Below are 20,617 nucleotides of genomic sequence, written 5' to 3'. Positions count from 1 at the left end.
CACTGGCATGCCGGCCACTTGTTTCATCAGAAGGTCTTGCTGTAAGAGGCGATCACTTTCACGTCGTTGCGGTCTTTCTTGCCGTAGAAATCGCCGGAGCGGAACCAAGCCGGATAAACACCGATGCTGGCGCCCTTGAGCGGGCCGCTTTGCACGGTGTAGCCGGCGTTGAGGTCGAACTCATGGGCCTTGCTGTCGGCGGCGCCGTTCGGATTTTTCAGCCCGGTGGCGTAGTTGGCGCTGGCGCCGGCGGTGAAGCCAGGCAGGCCCATCTTGCCAAAGTCGTAGTTCACGCCCAGCTTGATGACCTTCATGCCGTCCCAGACGAAGTCGTCGTCCTGGCCCCAGGTTTGGATGAAGTTGCGGTTGTCGCTATTGCCGTAGGGCGTCATGCGGAAGTTCACTTCGCCGCCGTCCGGATTACGGCTCTTGCCCAGGCCGCCCATCAGCGACAGGCCGCCGGTGGTGTAGGTCAGGCTGCCGCTGGTGTGCCAGGCGGTTTGCGAGTTTTTCATGCCTAGCTGGGCGTCGTCCTTGCCTTGGAAGTAGTAGGCGACGCCGGTCAGCGTGTCGCCGCCGGCCAGCTTCCAGGTGTAGGAGCCGGCGATCTGCGCGGTGCGGCGGTAGTCCTTGCCTTCGCCCACGCCAAAGTCGATGAAGGCGTTTTCCGGCGCGTAGCGCAGGCCCAGGCTGTTGACGTAATCCACTTTCTTGGCCGTGCTGCCATTGGTGCGGCCTTGTTCCCAGGAGTTGGTCATGCCGCGGAAGCGATCGTCCCACTCGTTGCGGAACTGGTCGGCCCAGCCATAGCCGATTTCGAAGTCGCCTATCTTGTACTTGCCTTCAAAGCCGCGATAGGCGTGGGACTGCAAGCCGCCGGAGGTGCCCATGGTGCCGATGCTGATCGGCGTGTAGCCGGCACGGAAGGACAGGCCTTGGCCATCCACGTTTTGGCGGTACTTCAGCGCGGCCTGGCTCAGCACGGCGTCGCTCTTGTCCTTGCCGCCGCCGCCTTCGTTCGGATCGCTCTTGTCGTTGTAGTCGTGGTACAGCACTTCGGATTGGCCTATGCCCTTGGTCAGGCGGATCGAGCTGTGCGCGGCGGCGTCGAAGCCCAGGTGGTCCCAGGCATAGCCGGATTTGAAGTTCAGGCCCAGGTTCAGCGCATTGACGCGGATGTCACCGCCATTGCTGTTATTGGGCTGGCTTTCCTGGCGGTCGCGGCCGTAATACAACGCGCTGAACGTGGTTTCGGATTTGCTCAGCAGGTCGTAAACGCTGCTTTCCGGAATGGCCTGGGCGGTGCCTTTCAGCGCGGGGCCATCGCTGCCGGGGGGAATCGGGGAATCGCCGGCGGCCATCGCCAAACCGGAACAAGCGGCCAGAACGGCCAACAGTATGACGCGTTGCTTGTGCATTTTTTTCTCCAGGTCCAGTTGCGGAATCCATGCTTGGAAGTCCTGGAGGCAAATTATCTGGTCTTATATTGGTCTTCAATTGGTATGAGACCATTTGTGTGCAAATCAGGTTTAATGATGTTGCAATGTTGCCATGCAAGATCAATTTTATGATTTAAATCATATAAAAAGCTATTGTCTAACAATAAATACTAAAATAATAGCGAATGTAAGCAATTTCACATGTGTTTATCTTCGAATTTCAATGTCATTTTTCGGTTTGCGAAAAAAATGTCCAATTTAATACCAGTTAATGGTTTGAAATTGAAAATAGGTGTGTGAAATAGAATTTGTGCAGCGCAGCATTTTCAATGAGAGCCAGGCGGTCGCTATCTGTTTGTCAAGCGCATGCAGGCGGTCCACCTGAGCGGCAGGACTCGGGCTGGAAGAAGGTGGGGGCAACGAGACTTGGCCTGCCGCCCGGGCTTGCCGGACGACAGGCAGGCGCAAGCTTCAGGCTTGTTGCCAGGCGGCGGGCGCCGCCGCGGTTTGCGGCGCGGGCTGGTCGGCCGTGGCCTGGCCGCCCGCAGGCAGGCGGAAATGGCTGATGGCGGACTGCAGCGCGCCGGCCATCTGCTCCACCTGGCTGGCCGTTTCCGCCGTCTGTACCGCCGCGCTGCTGGTTTCCTCCGACATCTGCGCCACCTGTTCCACATTGGCGGCGATGCCGGCCCCGGCTTGCTGCTGCTCTTGCAGGGAGGATGCCACGCCGGATAGCGAATGCTTGACCCGCTCGACATTGTCCGTGATGCCGGAGATGGCGTGGCGGGCGCGCTCGGCCTGGCTCAGCCCTATTTCCATCTGGTCCACGGTGCTGTGGATGTTGTCCACCACGTGCTGGCTGCAATCGAGCATGTCGCGGATGCTGCCGTTGATCTCGGTGGTGGATTGCGAGGTGCGCTCCGACAGCTTGCGCACCTCGTCCGCCACCACGGCGAAGCCGCGGCCCTGCTCGCCGGCGCGGGCGGCTTCTATCGCCGCGTTCAAGGCCAATAGATTGGTTTGCTCCGCCACGTCGCGTATCACCTGGATCACGCTGGCGATTTCCTGGGAGCGGCTGCCCAGCAGGTCCGCCTGTTCTTGCGAGGCGCGCGCCTGTTCGGCGACGTGGGACATGGTGCGCAGCGCGTCGTCGATGATGGACTGGCCCTGGCGGGCGAGTTCGCCGCTGGACACCGAATCCTTGGCCACGTCGGCCGTGTTGTCGCTGACCGAGCTGATGCTGACCGACAGCTGCTCGACCGAGGCGGACATGGAGGAGGCGGCGCGCGTCTGTTCCTCCGCGCTGCTGGCCACTTGTTCCGACGCGGCGGCCAGCTCGGTGGCGCTATTGGACAGCTTGAGCGTGATGTCCTGCATATTGCGCACCAGCTGGATCAGCGCGCTCTGCATTTTGGCCATGGAGGCGACGATGCTGCCCTGGTCGCCGCGCTTCACCGCCAGTTTCTGGCTCAGGTCGCCCTGGGCGATGCGGCCGGCCTGCGCCACCACGTCGCGCGGTTCGCCGCCCAGTTCGGCCAGCAGGCCGCGCACGATGGCCTGCGCCAGCAAGAGGCCTAGCAGCACGCCGCTGCAAACCAGCGCGATATTGACCAGGCGGCTGGTGCCGGCGCGCTGTTGCGACTGGGCGAACTCCTCGCCCGCCACGCGCAGCTGCAGGTCCACCAGCGCGGAGATGCGCTGCGCCACCGGGTCCAGCGCCGGATACATGTCCCTGTCCACATAGGCCTGCAGCGCGGCGGCATCGCCGCTTTGCGCGATCTGGCGCAATTTGGCCACGCTGGCGTCGGCGGCGGTCATGGCCTGCTCGGCCTGGTCCGCCAGCCGCTTTTCCTCGGGTGTCAGATAGGTGGCGCGGTAGTCGCCCCATTGCTTGCGCACGTCGGCTTGTGCTTGTTCCAGATGGGCCAGGAAACTGGCCGGCGTTTGGCTGCGGTTGCGCAGCTTCTGCGCGTTGTCGACGATGCCCACCGCGTAGCCGTCGCCGACGACCTTCAGCTGTTTCAGGCAGACCACGCGGTCGTTGTAGGTGGTGGCGAAATCGCCGAGGATGCCGTCCTGCGTATGCAGACCGTAGAGGCTGACCAGGATGGGAATGGACAGCAGAGCCAAGACCATGACGGACAGGCGCTGGAAGATGGTGAGATGGCGAAACATGACGGCCCCAGGGGATAAGAAGGAGGCTGCAGCCTCCGATATTCTTGGGTTAGCAGCTGTCATATCCTCAGGCAATCCGTATAAACAATCCTAGGTAGTCGCACTTAAGTGATCGCCGAAGGCGCGGCGCTACCTATAAGCCCATGATTCCGCTATACTTCTGCGCCCGCCACCAGGCGGAAATAACCCTATTGCCAGCCCGGAACCGTCATGAGCCTGTTGCCGCACCAAGTCGAACTGCTGTCCCCCGCCAAAACCGCCGAAATCGGCCGCGAAGCCATCCTGCACGGCGCGGACGCGGTGTATATAGGCGGGCCGTCGTTCGGCGCGCGCCACAACGCCTGCAACAGCGTGCAAGACATCGCCGGCCTGGTTCAATTCGCCCACCGCTACCACGCGCGCATTTTCGCCACGCTGAACACCATCCTGCACGACGCCGAGCTGGACGCCGCGCGCCAACTGATCTGGCAGCTGTACGATGCCGGCGTGGACGCGCTGATCATCCAGGACATGGGCATTTTGCAAATGGACCTGCCGCCTATCCAGCTGCACGCGTCCACCCAGTGCGACATCCGCGACGCGGACAAGGCGCGCTTTTTGTCCGACGCCGGCTTCAGCCAGATCGTGCTGGCGCGCGAGCTGACCATTCCGCAGATCAAGAAGATCGCCGACCGGGTGGCCGATTCCGCCACCATCGAATACTTCATCCACGGCGCGCTGTGCGTGGCTTTCTCCGGCCAGTGCTACATCAGCCATGCCGACACCGGCCGCAGCGCCAACCGAGGCGACTGCTCGCAGGCCTGTAGATTGCCGTACACGCTGACCGACGAAAAAGGCGGCGTGGTGGCCTTCGACAAGCATTTGCTGTCCATGAAGGACAACAACCAGAGCGACAACCTGGAAGCGCTGCTGGACGCCGGCGTCCGCTCTTTGAAGATAGAGGGCCGCTACAAGGACGTGTCCTACGTCAAGAACATCACCGCCCATTACCGCCTGCTGCTGGATGAAATCTTCGAGCGCCGCCCGGAGCTGGCGCCGGCCGCCAGCGGCAGTAGCGAAATCTTCTTCACGCCGGACCCGGACAAGACTTTCCACCGCGGCGCCACCGACTACTTCGCCACCGGCCGCAAGCAGGACATCGGCGCCTTTGATTCGCCCAAGTTCGTCGGCGTGGGCCTGGGCGTCGTGCACAAGGTGGGCGACACCTGGCTGGAAATCGCCACCAGCGAGCAGATGTCCAACGGCGACGGCATCAACTTCATGAAGAAGCGCGAAGTGGTGGGCATGCAGCTCAACACCGTCAAGCAGGTGGGCAAGGCCGCCGGCGGCCTGCTGGTGTGGCGCTGCGAGCCTAACGATCCGGCCGTGCTGGCAGGCCTGAAGCCCGGCACCGATATTTGCCGCAACCGAGATCACGCCTGGGAACTGGCGCTGCTGAAGAAATCGGCCGAACGCCGCGTGGGCGTGTGGGGCACGCTGTCGGAAACCGCCAGCGGCCTGGAGTTGACGTATACCGACGCCGACGGTTGCAGCGCCAGCGCCCGTGTCGACATGGCGCTGGAGCCGGCCAAGGATGCCGCCCGCGCCGAGCAAAGCCTGCGCGATGCCGCCGCCAAGCTGGGCAACACCCTGTTCCAGGCGCACGATGTGTCGCTGAACCTGTCCCAGCCGTGGTTTGTGCCGGCATCCGTCATCAACGGCCTGCGCCGCGAGGCGGTGGAAAAGCTGGAAGCCGTCCGCCTGGCCGCCTGGGTCCGGCCCCAGCGCAAGGCCGCGGTGGAGCCGCCGGTCCCCTTTCCGCAGAAGGAGCTGAGCTATCTGGCCAACGTCTACAACGCGCTGGCCTGGGACTTCTACAAGCGACACGGCGTGGAAGTGATAGAGCCGGCCTACGAGGCGCATCAGGAGGAAGGCGAAGTCAGCCTGATGATCACCAAGCACTGCCTGCGCTTCTCCTACAATCTGTGTCCCAAGCAGGCCAAGGGCGTGAAGGGCGTGATGGGCCAGGTGCGCGCCGATCCGATGATCTTGAAGTCCGGCGACGAAACCTACACCTTGAAGTTTGAATGCCGCCCTTGCGAGATGCACGTGATGGGCAAGATGAAGAAGCACATCCTCAAGTCCGCGCCGCCCAGCGAAATCCCGGCCTCCGCGCCCATCACCTTTTTCAAGCAGCGGCCGCAATAATCGACTTGGCTTCCGGACCGGGGGCAAGACACAGGCAAACCATGGCGGTTTGCCTTTTTCACGTCCGCTTTTGCCTTTTAAATGACATTTCAATTCATGATCAACGGTGTCATGCTAAACGGATTTGCGGCGCGATCAGGCCGCTCCCATGCATAGCGGAGGCGTGATGGATAGGCACGACAGGCAGCAGGAGACGGGAGAGGGCGCAACGCCCTTGTGGGTGTTGGCTTGCAGCGGCACCGGCGGCGACATCTTGCCCTTTATCGACTTGGGCAGGCAACTGGCCGCGCGCGGCCATCGTGTGAGGCTGCTGGCGCCGGCCTATCACGCCGACTGGGTGCGCCGCCATGGCCTGGAGTGCGAGGGCTTTGGTACGGAACAGGCGTTTCAAGCCTGTTTGGACAATCCTGATTTGTGGGATGAGCGCAAAGGCTTTGGCGTGGTGTGGCAGAGCGTGGCGCCGCATCTGCGGGTGTTGCTCGAACTGGCGGCGCGCGAGTCCGGCCGCTGCGCGCTGATCTGCCATCCCATCCTGTTGCCGGCCGCGCATCTGGCCAAGGCGGTCTATCCGCAGCTGCAGGTGGCGGCGCTGTATCTGTCGCCGTCCGGCTTGTGCAGCAGCCACGACATGCCGGCCCTGGGGTCGCTGGCCGTGCCGGCCTGGCTGCCGCTGTCGTGGAAACGCCAGCTTTGGCGCTGGGCATTCCGCCTGGCGCTGGACCCGGTGGCGCTGCCGGCCATCAACGCGGCGCGGCGGGAGAGGTCGTTGCCGGCGCTGGACAGCTTTCAGCGCCTGCTGAGCGAGACGCCGGACCGGGTGTTCGGCCTGTTTCCCAGTTGGTTCGCCGCGCCGCAGCCGGACTGGCCGGACGCTTGCCAAGCGCTGGGTTTTCCGCCTCCGCCCACGGTTGACGCCGACGCGTTGTCGGCGAGCGTGCTGGATTTTCTGGCGGCTGGCCCCGCGCCCATCGTGTTCACGCCCGGCACCGGCCATCGGCATGCGCGCCCGTATTTCGAAGCGGCGCTGGCCGCGCTGGCGGCTGTCGGCCGGCGCGGCATCTTCATCACGCCGTATCGCGATCAAGTGCCGGCAGACTTGCCGGCGCATGTGCTCTGGCAGTCGCACGCGCCTTTCGCCGCCTTGTTGCCCAGGGCCGCGGCGGTGGTCCATCACGGCGGCGTTGGCACTTGCGCCGAGGCCTTCCGCGCCGGCGTGCCGCAGCTGATCTGCCCTTATGCCTTCGACCAGTTCGACAATGCCTGGCGCGCGCGCCGCCTGGGCGTGGCGGAAGTCATTCTGGCCCGCAAACTGAAGGCGCAGGCCATGCTGGCGGCGCTGCGGCGCTTGCTGGCGTCCGAAGACGTGGCGCGGGCGTGCGCGCGGGTGGCCAAGCTTGCCCAGGCTGAGTCCGCTGCGCAGGCGCAACGGCTGGAGCAGGCCATGGGCATGGCAGAAAGGCCGGCGAGCGCGGCCGTGCCGGCTTGAGCGTGGGGAGGCTGAAAAGCAGATGAACGTGATCTTGAAACCGGCGGGACAGGCGGATGCGCAAGTCTTGCACCGCATGCAGGTGGAGTCATTCCTGCCGCTGCTGCTGAAATACCAGGACCATGACCTCAGCCCGGCTTGCGAGAGCCTGGCGCGGCTGACGGAAAAGCTGCGCCAGCCTGGCGCGGTCTTTTATCTGATCGAGCGCGATGGCCAGGTCGTCGGCGGCATGCGGGTGATCGCACAGGCCGAGAGCGGATGTTGCCGCATCAGTCCCATTTTCATCCTGCCGGCTTTTCAAGGCCAAGGCATCGCGCAGGCCGCGATGCGCGAGGTGGAAGGCTTGCATCAGCCCCGCCATGGTTGGCGGCTGGACACCATTCTGGAAGAGCGCGGCCATTGCCATTTGTATGAAAAGCTGGGTTATGCGCGCCTGGGCCCGGCCACTTTCATCCAGCCGGGCATGCATCTGATAGGCTATGGCAAGGCCTGTTAGCGCCGCAGAAGCCGCCCGGCGCCGTTTACGGCGCGGAATGGCGCAGCGTGGCGGGACTGAGCAGCAAACCGAGTTTTCACACTGGCTAACCCTCCCAATCTGCTCTGGGCGGGCCTGGCCAAGCTGGATTTTCGGCCGGACAAGCGGCGCGTCGCCCGCATCCGGGCCTGGCAGCGCTGACGCGGGTCGGCGCAGTCAATCGGGCCTGCCGGCCGCTTTCCAATAGGGAGAATGGATGCAAGCGCATGAATTGCAGGCTTATCTGCACGAACATATCCCGCTGTCGCGCGCGATGGCGGTGGAGGTGGAATCCCTTGGCCGCGAGCAACTGACGCTGCGCGCGCCGCTGGCGCCCAACATCAATCATCGCGCCACGGTGTTTGGCGGCAGCGCGTCCGCTCTGGCCATCCTGGCCGCGTGGTCGCTGCTGCACACGCGGCTGCGAGCGGAGGGGGTGGAGGCTACGCTGGTGATTCAGCGCAACAGCATGGAGTACGAAAAGCCGATGGCTGACGAGTTTACCGCCTGCGCCGGCCTGGTGGCCCCGGACAGCTGGCCGCGCTTCGTCAATATGCTGGCGCGCAAGGGCAGGGCGCGCATCGAGGTGGCGTCGGACTTGCGCTGCGCCGGCGCGGCTGCCGGCAGGCTGCTAGGCGAGTTCGTGGCTTTGGCGGCGGGATGAGCCAGGGCGCCGTCGTTGACGGGTCGGCGGCGGGGGGCAACAATGAGGCCTTTCATTCAGCATCGCGGCCATGACTCCTCTGCAATTGCGCCATCCTGACGCCGCCTGGCCGGATTACCACGGCGGCGGCCTGCTGAATCTGATGCAGACGCTGAGCTGGGAGCTGGGCGGCCCGGACCTGGGCTACGCGCCGCTGGCCTCCCGCGCGCTGGCCGGCATTGGCCATCATCGCCATGTTTGCCTGCTGCTGATAGATGGTTTGGGCGCCGCGCAACTGCGGCGGCTGGGGCCGGAAAGCCGTTTGCGCCTGCTGCAGCGCGAGACCCTGAGCAGCGTGTTTCCGCCCACCACCTCGGCGGCGGTGACCACGGTGCTGACCGGCCAACCGCCATCGGTGCACGGCCTGATAGGCTGGCACCAGTTGCATGGCGAAGACGTCATCGCGCCTTTGCCCTTGTATACGCGTTACGCCGCCGCCCGCGCCAGCGCGCCGCGACAGCTGGCGGAATCGCTGTTTGTCGCGCCGCCCTTGTTTGATCGCTTTGCCCGGCCATCCTTCCTGATGTTGCCGGAAGACATCTGCGGCTCGCCCTGCAGCCGCTACCATGCCGGCAGCAGCCTGCGCCTGTCTTACCACGATGCCGAGGATGCCTTTGTCCAGCTGTCCGCGCGGCTGTATTCGCCGGTGCCGGCCTTCCACTACCTCTATCTGCGGCAGATGGACGAGCTGATGCATGAGATCGGCCCGGACGACGAGGCGGTGGAGCGCTTGCTGGCGGGCCTCGACAGCGACTTCGGCCGCCTGCTGGAGGCGGCCAGGCAGAACGACGCGGCGGTGGTGGCGATCGCCGACCATGGCTTCACCGCCGCCCCGGCCGAGCAATGGGTGGACGTGGACGCCTATCCGGAAGTGTACGGTCTGCTGGCGCGGCCTTTGTCCGGCGAGACGCGCATGACGTATTGCCACGTTAAGCCCGGTTGCGCGGAGCGTTTCATCGAACTGGCGCGCGCGCGGCTGGGCCACGCCTGCTGGGTGGAACCGAGCGCGGAATTGCTGGCTGCCGGCGTGTTCGGTCCGGGGCCGGCGCATCCCGATCTGGCGCGGCGCTGCGGCGACGTGACGCTGATCGCCAAGCCGGGCTGGAATCTGCGCGACACGCTGCCAGGCGAGCGCAGGCTGCAATTGGCCGGCACGCATGCCGGCGTGCATCCGGACGAGATGGAAATCCCCTTGATCGTCTACCGCCCCTGAACGCGCCTTTTTCTGCCTGCCGCCTTGTTTCATGCAATGCTAAATACATAATTGATTTGGTATACTGGCCGGTTTCCAGGGGGAGTGGCATGCAACATCGCATAGGCGCCGGCGTGATCGTCGAGCATGAGGGCAGGGTGTTGATGGTGCGGCATTGCAAGCCGGAGGTGTACGACTTCTGGGTGGCGCCGGGCGGCGGAGCCATCGATGACGAGCCGCTGGCGGACGCCGCGCGGCGCGAAGCGTGGGAAGAGTGCGGGTTGCGGGTGGAAATCGGGCCGCTGGCCTATATCGAGGAATTCGCCAGCCCGCAAACCCGCGAGTGCAAGTTCTAGTTCACCGGCAAGCTGCTGGGCGGCGCCATCGATTGCAGCGCCGAGGAAGCGGTGCGCGAGCACATCGTCGAGGCGGCCTGGTTGGCGCGCGGCGAGTTTGCCGGTAAGACGGTGTTTCCTCCCATGCTGCTGGACGATTATTGGCGCGACCGCGAGCATGGCTTTATTGCGCCGCGCTACGTCGGCCTGCGCCAGATGGAATTCTATTGAGTCGATGGGCTCGCTTTAAACCGGGATAGGCCATGTTTCCGTTGATTGTGACGCTGCAAGTGAAGGCGCCTGCCGAGGCGCCGGCGGTGGCCGCCGCGCTGGCGCGGATGCGGCCGATGTGTCTGGCCGAGCCGGGCTGTCTGCTGTGGGAGGCCTATCATTCCCAGGCCGACGCCAGCCAGTTTGTGCTGGTGGAGCATTGGGAAAGCCGCGGCCATTGGGAGTCGCACGGCAAATTGGCGGCGATTCAGGAGATTTATCTGCCTGAGGTGCTGCCGCGGGTCCATCGCGCCGCGCATCCGTGCGACAGGCTGGGACGGGAGGCGGTGCGCGATGACTGAGCACCCCTTGTTGCTGCAGGCCTACTCGCAGCTGCTGATCCAGCTGGAAGAACTGCCGGTGTTTTTGCGCAGGACCCTGTCCGGCTTGCCGGGCGAGGTGTGGGGCCGCCAGCCGATACATGACCGTTCGCCGCTGTTGGAGCATGTCTGGCATGTGCACGATTGCGAGACCGATCTGTACGGCATGCGCATCCGCCGCGTGCTGAGCGAGGAGCGGCCGCAGCTGGCGCCGATGGAGGTGTCGCACTGGCCCGAGACGCGCGCCTACCATGCGCGCGACGGCGAGGCCGGCATTGCGGCCTTCGTCGCGCAACGGGCGGCGCTGCTGGCCCAGTTGAAAAGCCTGGATACCAAGCAATTGGGCCGCAGCGGCATCCGCGGCGACGGCACCACGATCAATGTGCTGGGCCTGGTGGAACAACTGGCCGAACACGACCGCGACCATCGCTGGCGCATCGCCGCCATTCTGCGCAGCTATGCCGGGATGTGAGACGCCGCGCCGGGTGCTGATCGTCGGCGGCAGCGGCGCCGGAAAAAGCACCTTGGCGAAGTTTATCGGCCGCGCGCTGGCCTTGCCGGTGGTGGAGCTGGATGAATGGTTCTGGGGGCCGGGCTGGATTCGCCAGGACGGGTTTGAGGCCAGGGTGGCGGCGTTGGCTCAGGACGAACGCTGGCTGGCCGAAGGCTGCTATGGTTCCGCGCTGCGCCAGTTGCTGCCGCGCGCCGATCTGGTGATCTGGCTCGACTATCCCCTCCGCTTGATGGCTTGGCGCATCGTGCGCCGCAGCCTCTGGCGGGCATGGCGCGGCGAGACGCTGGCGCATGGCAACCGCGAAACCTTGCGCGGTACGCTGTGGGGGCCGGATTCCCTGCTGCGCTGGGCCTGGCGCAGCCACGACAAGCGCCGCGCCGAACTGGCCGCGCTGCGCGACGCGCATCCGTTGGCGCAGTGGCATGTGCTGCGCGGCCCGGACGAGACGACGCGCTGGCTGCGCGCCTTTCGCTTGCCGGTTTGACGCGGCATCCGTAGAATGCGCGCTTTCCCGCAACGGGAAAGTATCGCGTATTCAATGTGTTAAGGATGCCCCGTGGCCGATATCAACCGCCTGGAAACCTGGATCAAGTACAAGAACGGCCTGTGCGGCGACTGCATGGCGTCCTGCTGCACCATGCCGGTGGAAGTGAAGCTACCGGATCTGGTGCGGATTGGCGTGGTGGACGAGTTCGAGCTGGAAGAGCCGATCAAGAACATCGCCAAGCGGCTGGAAAAGCAGCGGGTGATCCAGCATTTCAACTTCAAGAACAGCCTGTTCACCTTGGCGCAGCGCGCCAACGGCGATTGCCTGTATCTGGATGCGCAGTCCCGGCGCTGCACCATTTACGAGCGCCGCCCCAATACCTGCCGCAACCATCCCAAGATCGGTCCCAAACCGGGCTTTTGCGCCTATACCCGCGATAGCCGCCCGCGCGCCAGGTAATTCATTTATCATGTCCGGCTCATGCGTTGACGGAGCCGACATGTCCCAAGACCTGATACGCCGTTACTGGGATTGCGCCAAGGCGCGCGACTGGGACGGTTTCGCCGCCACTTTGCATCCTGAGGTGGAATACCGGGTGCCGCAGACGCGCGAGCGCATCCGCGGCATCGCGCCGTACGTGGCCTTCAATGCCACGTATCCCGGCGACTGGACGCTGGACATCGTCCGCCTGCTGGCGGACGGCGACCAGGCGGTCAGCGAGATCGCGTTCCACGTGGAACAACAGACGATGAGCGGCATCTGTTTCTTCACCCTCCAGGATGGGTTGATCCGGCGCATAGAAGACTGGTGGCCGGAACCGTATGCGGCCCCGCCGCGCGCGGTGGCGATGGAACGATATTGAGAAAGGCGTGACGATGCAGGCGATGTATCCCTTGCTGGCGTTTTTGATCGGCGTGGTGGTGCCGCTGCAGGCGGCGGTGAACAACCAGCTGCGCCAGCTGATAGGCGGTAGCACCGTGCTGGCGGCCCTGGTGTCGTTCAGCGTGGGTTGTGTGACGCTGGCGCTGCTCGGTGTGGCCACCGGCCAGCGCTGGCAAAGCCTGGCGGCGTTGAGCCGGGTGGAGTGGTGGATGCTGCTGGGCGGCGTGCTGGGCGCGGGCTTCGTGTTCGGCACCACGCTGCTGGCGCCGCGGCTGGGCGTGGCCACCATGGTGTCGCTGATCATCGCCGGCCAGGTGTTCACCTCGCTGTTGTTCGACCGTTTCGGCTGGCTGGCGATGCCGCTGCGCGACTTGAGCGCGGCGCGGCTGATCGGCGCCTTGCTGGTGGTGGCGGGCGTGTTGCTGGTGAATTTCGGCGACCGCTGGTTTGGCCGCTAGCCCCGCCGGGAGGCGGGGCCAGCGCTCAGCGCGAGGGCGGGGCGACGACGTCGCTCGGTTGGGTGGGCTGGTTCAGCTCGTGCAGCGACAGCGGCACGCTGGGCAGCACCACGGTGCTGTCGAAGGGGCGGGTATTGGCATCCTGGGCTTGGGCCAGGCCGGCGGCCAGCAACAGGCCGGCCAGCAGCGGGGCGCATCGTTTCATGGCGCACTCCTCTAAGGATTGAACGGATGGTCGCGGCCCATCCGGTTCTGTTCCGCCGGCGAGCCTGATTCCAGTATTAGGTCCGCCATCATGCCCTTTCCGTAGTCATTGATTTCCTTTTGTTTCAATATTTTATCATCATGTCGGTGCGAAGCCGGCTTATCCCGTTGGTATGATGGTTTACCAGCGCGGCGGAGGCGGGTAGGCGCGCGCCGGTCTTTGGCCGGGCAACTGGTTGCCCTTGGCGTACATGCATTGCTCATAGGAAATGTTGTAGCGCGTCTGCGCGTCGTAGCCGGCATAGGCACCATTGCCGCTTCCCGCCGCGGTGCCCGCCAGCATGCCCACCCCCGCGCCGACGCCGGCGCCTTGGTGATTGCCGCCTATCAGCGCGCCGGCCGCGGCGCCGACCACCGTGCCCAGCGCCATATTGCCGGCCATATTGGACGCGGCGGCCTGGTTGTTGTCGGTACCCAGGCTGGCGGCGGCGTAGGCGCGGCATTGTTGCTCTTCCTGCGCGAACACTTCAAACGGTTTGCCCGGCGCCGGCATCACCGCGACGGTGGGGCCGTTGGGCAGAGTGGCGCAGGCGGCCAGCAGCGGCGGCAGCGCCAGCAATAGAAGGTAAGGTGTTTTCATGATGAGGCTCCCGCTTACTTCGGCGGCTGCGCCGGCACGGTTTTCCAGCCGCCCGGACATTCGCTGACGTAGGGGTAGTATTGCTTGGCGGCCTTGCAGTAGTACCAGACCGGAGTGGGCTCCTGCGGCGCGACGGCAACGGGTGGCGGGGCGGGCATAGTCGGCGCGGCCGGGACCACGGGAACGACCGGGACCATGGCCACGGCCGGCGGCGCGTATAGGCTGGGATAGGGGTAGATCGGGGCGGTGTAGAAGTACCAAGCGCCGCCGGCCACCCACCACCAGCCTGTCCGGCCGTGGTAGTAGCCGTGGTGCCAGTAGCCGCCGCGCCAGATGTCTATGCTGACGCGCGGCGGCCCGCCGTGGTAGTGGTGGTAGGCCTCTGCCGGCGCGGCGGCGGCCATGGCCAGCGCGGCTGCCAGCAGGGCGCCGCTCAAGCGGAGATAGCCTTGCATGATGAACCTCGGTCAGCGTTACTTTTGGGCGGGAGCGGCGCTGTCCGGCTTTTTGTGATGTTCCCACTTGCCGCGCGGACCATGCATATGGTCCATGATCTTCTGCTGTTCCGGCGTCAATTGGGCGTAGAAAGCCTTCAGCGCCTCCAGGCGCTTCTGCATCTCAGCCTGATGGCTTTGCATCATCTGTTCCATGCGTTGCGGCGCGGTGGCTTTGTCGTCCATCGGCGGTTTGGCCATGCGCTCCGGCTTCATCGAATCGGCGAAGGTCTTCCAGGCGGCTTCCTGCTGCGGCTGGATTTTCAATTTGTCGTGCAGCATCTGCATATGCTTGGCCATCATCGCTTCGCGCTTGGCTGGATCCATCTGCCAGCCTTGGTGCGGCTTGGTCTTGGGCGCGTCATCCGCGTAGGCGGCGCTGGCGCCGACGAGCAGCAGTCCGGCGATGAGCAGGGGCTTGAGCAGCTGGGTCATGGTTGCATTCCTTCTTCGAGTGAAGTGACGGTGAAAGCAGTATTGGACGCAATTGTCAGTAGAGTTTTACCGGCAAAATCCCGGATGTTCATGACTATTAAGCCGCAATAACTGCTTGATACTTTGGGCAGAGCAGTGTGTTGCAGTGCGGTGGGCTACAGTGAAAGCTGCTGAGCGACAGGGAGAGCGGCATGGCGGATTCCGACAAGGCGGGCTGGTGGTCGTGGGGGCAGCAGTGGATGGACTATTGGACAGACGCGTTCCAGCGCGGGCTGTTGTATTGCGACGCGCTGCGCGAACGCGGCGACACCTATCTGGAGCATGCCGCGTCCGGCAATCCGCCGGTGCTGGTGTTTGATTTCGACATCATCATGGATGGGCGCGAATTGCCGCAGCCGGTCAATTACGCGCTGGCGGCGATCCGGCCGCCGGCCAACTCGCCGCCCACCGATCCGGAGCTGCGGCCCTTTGTGGTGATCGATCCGCGCGCCGGCCACGGTCCCGGCATAGGCGGCTTCAAGATGGACAGCGAGATCGGCATCGCGCTGCGCCAGGGCCATCCTTGTTATTTCGTGATGTTTTTCCCAGTGCCGGAGCCGGAGCAGACCATAGAGTGCGTGTGGCGGGCGGAGAAGGCCTTCTTGCGCAAGGTGCGCGAGCTGCACTCGGGCAACGCCGGCAAGCCCTTCGTCATCGGCAACTGCCAGGGCGGCTGGGCGCTGGCCATGGTGGCGGCGTCGGCGCCAGAGGATGTCGGCCCGATACTGCTGGCCGGCTCGCCCCTGTCCTACTGGGCCGGCGTGGCCGGCAAGAACCCGATGCGCTACCAGGGCGGCTTGCTGGGCGGCACCTGGCTGGCGTCGCTGACCGGCGATCTGGGCCACGGCCAGTTCGACGGCGCGCATCTGGTGTCCAACTTCGAGCAGCTGGACCCGGCCAATACCTACTGGAAGAAGGGCTATCACCTGTATGCCAACATCGACAAGGAGCGCAATCGCTTCCTGGAGTTCGAGCGCTGGTGGGGCGGCCACTACCTGCTGAACAAGGAAGAGATGGAGTGGATCAGCCAGAACCTGTTCGTGGGCAACCGGCTGAGCCGCGGCGAGGTCTACCTGGATGACGGCGCGGTGCGCATAGACCTCAGGCAGATCCGCTCGCCCATCATCGTGTTCGCGTCCTGGGGCGACAACATCACGCCGCCGCAGCAGGCGCTGTACTGGATAGCGGACCTCTACAACAACGTGGAGGACATCCGCAGCAACGAGCAGACCATCGTCTATTGCCTGCACGAGCAGATCGGCCACCTGGGCATCTTCGTCTCCGCCGGCGTGGCTAACAAGGAGCACAGCGAGCTGGCCAGCGCGCTGGACCTGATAGACGTATTGCCGCCAGGCCTCTATGAGGCGGTGATCCTGGACACCTACCCGGAAACGCCGGGCCTGCAGTATCTGCAGGGCCGCTACGTCATCCGCTTTGAGCCGCGCGAGCTGGAGGACATCCTGGCCTTGGGCGATGGCCGCGAGGGCGAGCGGGCCTTCCAGGTGGTGAAGCGGGTGGCGGAGATGAACCAGCAGCTGTACGACAGCTTCGTCTCTCCCTGGATCAAAGCCTGCACCTCGCCGTGGACGGCGCATGCATTGCGCGAGTCGCACCCGTCGCGCGTGGAGCGGCGCTGGTTCTCCAGCCGCAATCCCTTATTGGCGGCCCTGCCGGACTGGGCGGCCAAGGCGAGGGCGGCGCGCCAACCGGTCGGCCAGGACAATCTGTTCTGGCAGTGGCAGCAGACGGTGTCGGACTGGACGGCTAGCTGGCTGGATGGCTACCGCGACCAGCGCGACGCGCTGAAGGAAATGACTTTCCGCGCCGTTTACGACGCGCCCCTGACCGCCGCCCTGGTGGGCCTGCCCCCCAAGCGCGCGCTGGTGCGCGGCTACCACGCCGGCTGGGAGCGCGAGGAGATGCTGCGCCTGAAGAAGCGCGAGCTGGAGCAGCATTACTCCGAAGGCGGCGCGGTGGACGGCTTCCTGCGCTTGCTGATCTACGTCGCCATCGGCAATGGCGTGGTGGACGTGCGTCCCTTCAATGCCATTCGCCGCGTGATGCAAGATACCGGCATGGGCGAGGAGCTGACGCTGGAAGCCTTCAAGCAGGTGGTGCGGCGCCAGACCTGGCTGGTGCGCAACGACGAGAAACGCGCGCTGGCCACGGTCAAGGACCTGCTGCCCACCGATCCGCAGCGCGAAATGGCGCTGGAGCTGGTGATGCTGCTGTTGTCGGCGGCCGGCCCCATTAGCGTGGACAAGCAGCAGCGGCTGGGACGCATGGCGCTGGCCATGGGCGTGCGCGGCGCCCGGCCGCCGGCGCCGGAAGCGCCGGCCGTGGCGGCGGCAACCCCCAGCGCCGCGCCGGAGCCGGCAAAGAAGACGCGGGCGGCGCGCAGCCGCAAGCCGTCCGCCGCCAAGTGACTTGGCCACAGCCAGCCGCGGGCTTACACTCGCGGCTTTCGCATTTACAGGACTTGCGGCATGCAGAACCAGGCCAACAATCCCACTCACGGCGTCACGCTGGAAAAGATGCTGAATCAACTGCAGGCGCATTACGGCTGGGAAGGCCTGGCGGAGCGGATCGACATCCGCTGCTTCCGCATCGACCCCAGCGTCAAGTCCAGCCTGGTCTTCCTGCGCCGCACGCCGTGGGCGCGCGCCAGGGTGGAGGCGCTGTACGTGGAAATGACGTCCAGGCCGGCGGACACGCGGCCGCGCTTGTTCGGCAAGAAGCCCGCCGGGTGAGCCAGGCCTGCGCGGGCTTGTCAACGGCTGGATTTTGGCCCAGGCTGTGCGGGTTTGCGGTGCGTCCCATTTTGTCCCCTGTTTAAGGAGTCATGAGATGAAACTGTATTATTCGCCCGGCGCCTGTTCGCTGGCTTCCCACATTGTCTTGATCGCCAGCGGCCTGCCGTTCTCCACGGAAAAAGTGAATCTGCGCCAACAGCCGCACACTACGGCCGGCGACGGCGACTATTCCGCCATCAATCCCAAGGGCTATGTGCCGGCCCTGCAGTTGGACGACGGTGAACTGCTGACCGAAGGCGCGGCCATTCTGCAGTACATCGCGGACCAGGTGCCGGACAAGATGCTGGCGCCGGCCAACGGCACGCTGGCGCGCTATCGGCTGCAGGAGTGGCTGAATTTCATCGCCACCGAGGTGCACAAGAACTTCTCGCCCATGTTCTCCGGCAAGACCGAAGAGGTGAAGGATGACGCCTGGGCGCGGCTGCAGCCGCGGCTGGCGCTGTTGCAACAGCGGTTGGAGGCCTCGCCGTATGTATTGGGCGAGCAGTTCGGCGTGGCCGACGCCTATCTGTTCACTTGCCTGTGCTGGACGCAATATGTGCAGCGCTCGCTGGCTGATTATCCCGCCTTGCTGGCTTTCCAGCAGCGCGTCGGCGCGCTGCCTGCCGTGCAGCAGGCCTTGCAGGCCGAGGGGCTGCTGGGCTGAGGCAGGTTGGCTTTTCCGACATGCCCGGCGCGTCCGGGCATTTTTGTTGGCGCGGGCGGCGCCGCAATGTTCCACGTGAAACCCGGAGCGATGAGATGAACGACGAAAAATTGATCGACACGCGCGGCCTGACCGCCGCCTTGCAGCGCTTCGCCGACGCGCGCGACTGGAACCGCCACCACTCGCCGCGCAACCTGCTGCTGGCCCTGGTGGGCGAGGTGGGGGAGCTGGCGGAAATCTTCCAATGGCTGGATGACGACGCGGCTGCGCGGCTGCGCGACGATCCGGCCCGTTTTACCCATCTGCAAGAGGAAATCGCCGATGTGTTGTTGTATCTGACGCGGCTGGCGATGGTGACAGGGGTGGATCTGGATACGGCGGTTCGAGATAAGATGGTCAAGAACGCGATCAAATACCCGGCGCCATGAGCGCTGCGCTATAGTGCCGAGGAGGCACCGGCGGCAAGGATGGGGTGGATGAGCGCGACAGAGCAGCAACTGCGGTATTTGCAACAAATGATAGACGATGCCGGACGCATCGCGGTGCTGACCGGCGCCGGCATGAGCACCGAATCCGGCATTCCCGACTTCCGTTCCGCCGATGGCTTATGGTCGCGCGATATCAGCCTGGCCGACGCCGTGTCCATCGACTACTTCCGCCGCGAGCCCGCCGCTTTCTGGCGGGCCTTCCGCGACATCTTCCGCATCAAGCTGGTGGGCGGCTACCAGCCCAACGACGGCCATCGCTACCTGGCGGCGCTGGAGGCTGCGGGCAAGGAAGTGACCATCCTCACCCAGAACATAGACGGCCTGCATGGCCGCGCCGGCAACCGGCAGGTATTGGAGCTGCACGGCACCCTGCTTACCTCCAGCTGTCCCGATTGCGCGACGCCGCATGCGCTGGACTATGTGCAGCAACACGAGACGCCGCCTTGCCGCCGCTGCGGCGCGGTGTTGAAGCCCGACGTGGTGCTGTATGGTGAGGCGGTGCCCTTGATCGACGTCGCCTTTGAGGCGGCCTTGAACGCCGACCTGCTGCTGGTGATGGGCTCCTCGCTGGAGGTGTCGCCGGTCAACCTGATCCCGCTGGAGGCCGCGCGCGCCGGCGTGCCCTGCGCGCTGATCAATTACACGCCCACCCGTTTCGACACGCTGTTCGATCTGTGCGTGCAGGCCGGCATAGGCGAAACCTGCCGCCGGCTGACCGCCTGAGCCAGCCGGCCGCCGCGGCTTACTGCGCCGGCGGGAAAGCGCCGTCGTCCTGGCAGTTCTCCACTTTCAGGTCGTCAGGGCTGCTGTTGGGCACGTAGACCTGATTGACCGGCGACGGCGGGTAATCCGGGTCCGGCGCGCAGCTGGCGCTCTGGCCGGTGCCCACCGCCACTTGGGTTCCAGGCCGCAATTGGCAGCGCACCACATGGCTCAACTGGCTCCAGGACGGGCAGATGGCGTTTTCCGCGCGATATTGCGCCACCGGGCCTTGCGGCTGGCTGAAGGACCACCAGCGGCCCATGCGCGACTTGGGCCTCGCCTCGTCCCATACCCGGTAGACGGTCACAGCGGCGGCGGCGGCGTCCTGCTGGTAGACCGCGCCTTCGCACAGCCCGCCCTTGCCTGGCGCGCCCAGCGCCTCGGCCAGCAGCGCCGGATTTGGCGCCGCGCGCATGCCGGCAGGCGGCGGCATCACGCTGCCGACGCAGCCGGGCGCGGCCAGCTTGGCCGGCGGGGTGCTGGCGCAGGCGGCGAGGAGGAGGGTCAGCGAAACCAGAATCAGGCGAGTCGAACGCATGGCGGGTCTCCGGCTAGCGGTTTATTGAGCGAGGTCTTGCTTGAGTTGCTGGGACAGCGCCTGCAGGCGCGGCCGCAGATGGGTCTGCATGTCCTGCATCAAGGCTGGCATGATCTTGGTCGCGGCCTGGGGGCCCAGGCGCAGCTGCTTCTGTCCAACCGGCGTACGGTAGAAGGCGTCGATTTGATGGATTTCATCCAGCGTGAAATTGCTTTCATAGAAGTCGGAGATGCCGCTGAGCATTAGCTGGCGCAGGCGGGGGGAGGCGAAATAGTCGGCCATTTCCTTTTGCAGCTTGTCAAAGGCGGCCTGGACTTTCTGCTTGCAATCCGGCGCCGGGCCGCATCCCTGGCCATCCAGTTCCTTTTTGAACTGCTGGGCCATCACCGGCATCATCTGCGCCTGCATCTGGTCCAGGGTCTGGTTGAAGTGCAGGGTGTTCAGCAATTGCAGCACGGCTTGGTGCCGCGCCGCGTCGGCGGCGAAGCAGGGCACGGAGAGGCCGCAAAGCAGGGAGGCGGTCAGGGCTAGCGTTTTCAGTTTCATACCAGGCTTTCGAATCACGGGGAGGTTGGTGTCGAGGCATGCTATTTGAA

Annotated in this window: 26 protein-coding genes; 18 read left to right on the top strand and 8 right to left on the bottom strand. The window is 65.0% G+C overall.

The genetic code is table 11. From position 1 onward, the window contains the following. Positions 1-26 precede the first annotated feature (26 nt). Together FYK34_RS17135 and FYK34_RS17130 are read right to left on the bottom strand one after the other, a co-directional pair. On the bottom strand, positions 27-1,418 hold the full coding sequence (locus tag FYK34_RS17135; RefSeq protein ID WP_149298525.1) for an OprD family outer membrane porin: 1,392 nt from the start codon (positions 1,416-1,418) through the stop codon (positions 27-29). A 492-nt stretch (positions 1,419-1,910) separates the two neighbouring features. After that, positions 1,911-3,614 carry a methyl-accepting chemotaxis protein gene (locus tag FYK34_RS17130; RefSeq protein WP_149298523.1) on the bottom strand — a complete coding sequence of 568 codons (1,704 nt, stop codon included), beginning with the start codon at positions 3,612-3,614 and terminating at the stop codon, positions 1,911-1,913. 210 nt (positions 3,615-3,824) lie between these two features. Here FYK34_RS17130 and FYK34_RS17125 point away from each other — a divergent pair, with 210 nt between their 5' ends. The 13 genes from FYK34_RS17125 to FYK34_RS17070 all read left to right on the top strand — a co-directional run bounded on the left by FYK34_RS17125 (position 3,825) and on the right by FYK34_RS17070 (position 12,962). Further along, positions 3,825-5,801 carry a peptidase U32 family protein gene (locus FYK34_RS17125; protein ID WP_149298521.1) on the top strand — a complete coding sequence of 659 codons (1,977 nt, stop codon included), beginning with the start codon at positions 3,825-3,827 and terminating at the stop codon, positions 5,799-5,801. 166 nt (positions 5,802-5,967) lie between these two features. Continuing rightward, positions 5,968-7,287 (top strand): glycosyltransferase, encoded by a 1,320-nt coding sequence (locus FYK34_RS17120; RefSeq protein ID WP_168209785.1) that lies wholly within the window; start codon positions 5,968-5,970, stop codon positions 7,285-7,287. 22 nt (positions 7,288-7,309) lie between these two features. After that, on the top strand, positions 7,310-7,783 hold the full coding sequence (locus FYK34_RS17115; protein ID WP_149298517.1) for a GNAT family N-acetyltransferase: 474 nt from the start codon (positions 7,310-7,312) through the stop codon (positions 7,781-7,783). A 235-nt stretch (positions 7,784-8,018) separates the two neighbouring features. Next, positions 8,019-8,465, top strand: a complete 447-nt coding sequence (locus FYK34_RS17110) for a YiiD C-terminal domain-containing protein (RefSeq protein ID WP_149298515.1) — start codon at positions 8,019-8,021, stop codon at positions 8,463-8,465. Between the two features lie 70 nt (positions 8,466-8,535). Further along, positions 8,536-9,717 (top strand): alkaline phosphatase family protein, encoded by a 1,182-nt coding sequence (locus tag FYK34_RS17105; protein ID WP_149298513.1) that lies wholly within the window; start codon positions 8,536-8,538, stop codon positions 9,715-9,717. Between the two features lie 89 nt (positions 9,718-9,806). After that, entirely contained in the window at positions 9,807-10,052 is a 246-nt protein-coding gene (locus FYK34_RS17100; protein ID WP_149298511.1) for an NUDIX domain-containing protein, read from the top strand. A gap of 51 nt (positions 10,053-10,103) precedes the next feature. After that, positions 10,104-10,262, top strand: a complete 159-nt coding sequence (locus tag FYK34_RS20565; protein ID WP_168209784.1) for a hypothetical protein — start codon at positions 10,104-10,106, stop codon at positions 10,260-10,262. Positions 10,263-10,294: 32 nt separating this feature from the next. Beyond that, on the top strand, positions 10,295-10,603 hold the full coding sequence (locus FYK34_RS17095; RefSeq protein ID WP_149298509.1) for a putative quinol monooxygenase: 309 nt from the start codon (positions 10,295-10,297) through the stop codon (positions 10,601-10,603). Further along, positions 10,596-11,093 carry a DinB family protein gene (locus tag FYK34_RS17090; protein WP_149298507.1) on the top strand — a complete coding sequence of 166 codons (498 nt, stop codon included), beginning with the start codon at positions 10,596-10,598 and terminating at the stop codon, positions 11,091-11,093. Before FYK34_RS17095 ends, FYK34_RS17090 begins: the two co-directional genes overlap by 8 nt. A 52-nt stretch (positions 11,094-11,145) precedes the next feature. Beyond that, on the top strand, positions 11,146-11,619 hold the full coding sequence (locus FYK34_RS17085) for a P-loop NTPase family protein (RefSeq protein WP_146042171.1): 474 nt from the start codon (positions 11,146-11,148) through the stop codon (positions 11,617-11,619). 72 nt (positions 11,620-11,691) lie between these two features. Then, entirely contained in the window at positions 11,692-12,081 is a 390-nt protein-coding gene (locus FYK34_RS17080) for a YkgJ family cysteine cluster protein (protein ID WP_149298504.1), read from the top strand. A 40-nt stretch (positions 12,082-12,121) separates the two neighbouring features. Then, positions 12,122-12,484: a nuclear transport factor 2 family protein gene (locus tag FYK34_RS17075; protein WP_196782528.1), complete on the top strand. Its 363-nt coding sequence runs from the start codon at positions 12,122-12,124 to the stop codon at positions 12,482-12,484. 13 nt (positions 12,485-12,497) lie between these two features. After that, a complete protein-coding gene (locus FYK34_RS17070) occupies positions 12,498-12,962 on the top strand; it encodes a DMT family transporter (protein WP_231137446.1) in 465 nt (154 codons plus the stop codon). Positions 12,963-12,987: 25 nt separating this feature from the next. Here FYK34_RS17070 and FYK34_RS17065 read toward each other — a convergent pair whose 3' ends face one another. From FYK34_RS17065 to FYK34_RS17050, 4 genes are all read right to left on the bottom strand, one after another. Next, on the bottom strand, positions 12,988-13,167 hold the full coding sequence (locus FYK34_RS17065) for a hypothetical protein (protein ID WP_149298498.1): 180 nt from the start codon (positions 13,165-13,167) through the stop codon (positions 12,988-12,990). A 180-nt stretch (positions 13,168-13,347) separates the two neighbouring features. After that, the gene (locus tag FYK34_RS17060) at positions 13,348-13,806 is read right to left on the bottom strand and encodes a YMGG-like glycine zipper-containing protein (protein WP_149298496.1); all 459 of its coding nucleotides are present in this window, start codon (positions 13,804-13,806) and stop codon (positions 13,348-13,350) included. Positions 13,807-13,820: 14 nt separating this feature from the next. Continuing rightward, positions 13,821-14,261, bottom strand: a complete 441-nt coding sequence (locus FYK34_RS17055) for a hypothetical protein (RefSeq protein ID WP_149298494.1) — start codon at positions 14,259-14,261, stop codon at positions 13,821-13,823. A gap of 18 nt (positions 14,262-14,279) precedes the next feature. After that, positions 14,280-14,735: a Spy/CpxP family protein refolding chaperone gene (locus tag FYK34_RS17050; protein WP_149298492.1), complete on the bottom strand. Its 456-nt coding sequence runs from the start codon at positions 14,733-14,735 to the stop codon at positions 14,280-14,282. 191 nt (positions 14,736-14,926) lie between these two features. Between FYK34_RS17050 and FYK34_RS17045 the strand changes: the two genes are divergently transcribed. The 5 genes from FYK34_RS17045 to FYK34_RS17025 all read left to right on the top strand — a co-directional run bounded on the left by FYK34_RS17045 (position 14,927) and on the right by FYK34_RS17025 (position 19,444). Further along, positions 14,927-17,200 (top strand): DUF3141 domain-containing protein, encoded by a 2,274-nt coding sequence (locus tag FYK34_RS17045; protein ID WP_149298490.1) that lies wholly within the window; start codon positions 14,927-14,929, stop codon positions 17,198-17,200. 60 nt (positions 17,201-17,260) lie between these two features. After that, positions 17,261-17,524, top strand: coding sequence for a VF530 family protein (locus FYK34_RS17040; RefSeq protein ID WP_149298488.1), 264 nt, complete (start codon positions 17,261-17,263; stop codon positions 17,522-17,524). Positions 17,525-17,621: 97 nt separating this feature from the next. Next, complete coding sequence (gene gstA / locus FYK34_RS17035; RefSeq protein ID WP_149298485.1) at positions 17,622-18,233, top strand: glutathione transferase GstA; 612 nt, start codon at positions 17,622-17,624, stop codon at positions 18,231-18,233. A 95-nt stretch (positions 18,234-18,328) separates the two neighbouring features. Beyond that, positions 18,329-18,661, top strand: coding sequence for a nucleotide pyrophosphohydrolase (locus FYK34_RS17030; protein ID WP_149298483.1), 333 nt, complete (start codon positions 18,329-18,331; stop codon positions 18,659-18,661). Between the two features lie 48 nt (positions 18,662-18,709). Continuing rightward, positions 18,710-19,444: an NAD-dependent protein deacylase gene (locus FYK34_RS17025; RefSeq protein WP_149298481.1), complete on the top strand. Its 735-nt coding sequence runs from the start codon at positions 18,710-18,712 to the stop codon at positions 19,442-19,444. 19 nt (positions 19,445-19,463) lie between these two features. Here FYK34_RS17025 and FYK34_RS17020 read toward each other — a convergent pair whose 3' ends face one another. Next, complete coding sequence (locus FYK34_RS17020) at positions 19,464-20,021, bottom strand: hypothetical protein (protein WP_149298479.1); 558 nt, start codon at positions 20,019-20,021, stop codon at positions 19,464-19,466. Between the two features lie 21 nt (positions 20,022-20,042). Further along, on the bottom strand, positions 20,043-20,567 hold the full coding sequence (locus FYK34_RS17015; RefSeq protein ID WP_149298477.1) for a DUF2059 domain-containing protein: 525 nt from the start codon (positions 20,565-20,567) through the stop codon (positions 20,043-20,045). Positions 20,568-20,617 lie beyond the last annotated feature (50 nt).

The sequence above is a fragment of the Chromobacterium paludis genome, assembly GCF_008275125.1.
Lineage (GTDB): Bacteria > Pseudomonadota > Gammaproteobacteria > Burkholderiales > Chromobacteriaceae > Chromobacterium > Chromobacterium paludis.
The sequence above is the reverse complement of the archived record's forward strand: the minus strand, read 5'-3'. Positions and strand labels throughout refer to the sequence as shown.

Coding starts and splice junctions, on each gene's coding strand:
- FYK34_RS17110 (WP_149298515.1), top strand. CDS start 8,019: ATGCAAGCGCATGAATTGCAGGCTTATCTGCACGAACATATCCCGCTG.
- FYK34_RS17030 (WP_149298483.1), top strand. CDS start 18,329: ATGAACGACGAAAAATTGATCGACACGCGCGGCCTGACCGCCGCCTTG.
- FYK34_RS17075 (WP_196782528.1), top strand. CDS start 12,122: ATGTCCCAAGACCTGATACGCCGTTACTGGGATTGCGCCAAGGCGCGC.
- FYK34_RS17055 (WP_149298494.1), bottom strand. CDS start 14,261: ATGCAAGGCTATCTCCGCTTGAGCGGCGCCCTGCTGGCAGCCGCGCTG.
- FYK34_RS17070 (WP_231137446.1), top strand. CDS start 12,498: ATGCAGGCGATGTATCCCTTGCTGGCGTTTTTGATCGGCGTGGTGGTG.
- FYK34_RS17050 (WP_149298492.1), bottom strand. CDS start 14,735: ATGACCCAGCTGCTCAAGCCCCTGCTCATCGCCGGACTGCTGCTCGTC.
- FYK34_RS17060 (WP_149298496.1), bottom strand. CDS start 13,806: ATGAAAACACCTTACCTTCTATTGCTGGCGCTGCCGCCGCTGCTGGCC.
- FYK34_RS17015 (WP_149298477.1), bottom strand. CDS start 20,567: ATGAAACTGAAAACGCTAGCCCTGACCGCCTCCCTGCTTTGCGGCCTC.
- FYK34_RS17045 (WP_149298490.1), top strand. CDS start 14,927: ATGGCGGATTCCGACAAGGCGGGCTGGTGGTCGTGGGGGCAGCAGTGG.
- FYK34_RS17090 (WP_149298507.1), top strand. CDS start 10,596: ATGACTGAGCACCCCTTGTTGCTGCAGGCCTACTCGCAGCTGCTGATC.
- FYK34_RS17130 (WP_149298523.1), bottom strand. CDS start 3,614: ATGTTTCGCCATCTCACCATCTTCCAGCGCCTGTCCGTCATGGTCTTG.
- FYK34_RS17115 (WP_149298517.1), top strand. CDS start 7,310: ATGAACGTGATCTTGAAACCGGCGGGACAGGCGGATGCGCAAGTCTTG.
- FYK34_RS17135 (WP_149298525.1), bottom strand. CDS start 1,418: ATGCACAAGCAACGCGTCATACTGTTGGCCGTTCTGGCCGCTTGTTCC.
- gstA (WP_149298485.1), top strand. CDS start 17,622: ATGAAACTGTATTATTCGCCCGGCGCCTGTTCGCTGGCTTCCCACATT.
- FYK34_RS17025 (WP_149298481.1), top strand. CDS start 18,710: ATGAGCGCGACAGAGCAGCAACTGCGGTATTTGCAACAAATGATAGAC.
- FYK34_RS17095 (WP_149298509.1), top strand. CDS start 10,295: ATGTTTCCGTTGATTGTGACGCTGCAAGTGAAGGCGCCTGCCGAGGCG.
- FYK34_RS17100 (WP_149298511.1), top strand. CDS start 9,807: ATGCAACATCGCATAGGCGCCGGCGTGATCGTCGAGCATGAGGGCAGG.
- FYK34_RS17120 (WP_168209785.1), top strand. CDS start 5,968: ATGGATAGGCACGACAGGCAGCAGGAGACGGGAGAGGGCGCAACGCCC.
- FYK34_RS17105 (WP_149298513.1), top strand. CDS start 8,536: ATGACTCCTCTGCAATTGCGCCATCCTGACGCCGCCTGGCCGGATTAC.
- FYK34_RS17020 (WP_149298479.1), bottom strand. CDS start 20,021: ATGCGTTCGACTCGCCTGATTCTGGTTTCGCTGACCCTCCTCCTCGCC.
- FYK34_RS17040 (WP_149298488.1), top strand. CDS start 17,261: ATGCAGAACCAGGCCAACAATCCCACTCACGGCGTCACGCTGGAAAAG.
- FYK34_RS17065 (WP_149298498.1), bottom strand. CDS start 13,167: ATGAAACGATGCGCCCCGCTGCTGGCCGGCCTGTTGCTGGCCGCCGGC.
- FYK34_RS17125 (WP_149298521.1), top strand. CDS start 3,825: ATGAGCCTGTTGCCGCACCAAGTCGAACTGCTGTCCCCCGCCAAAACC.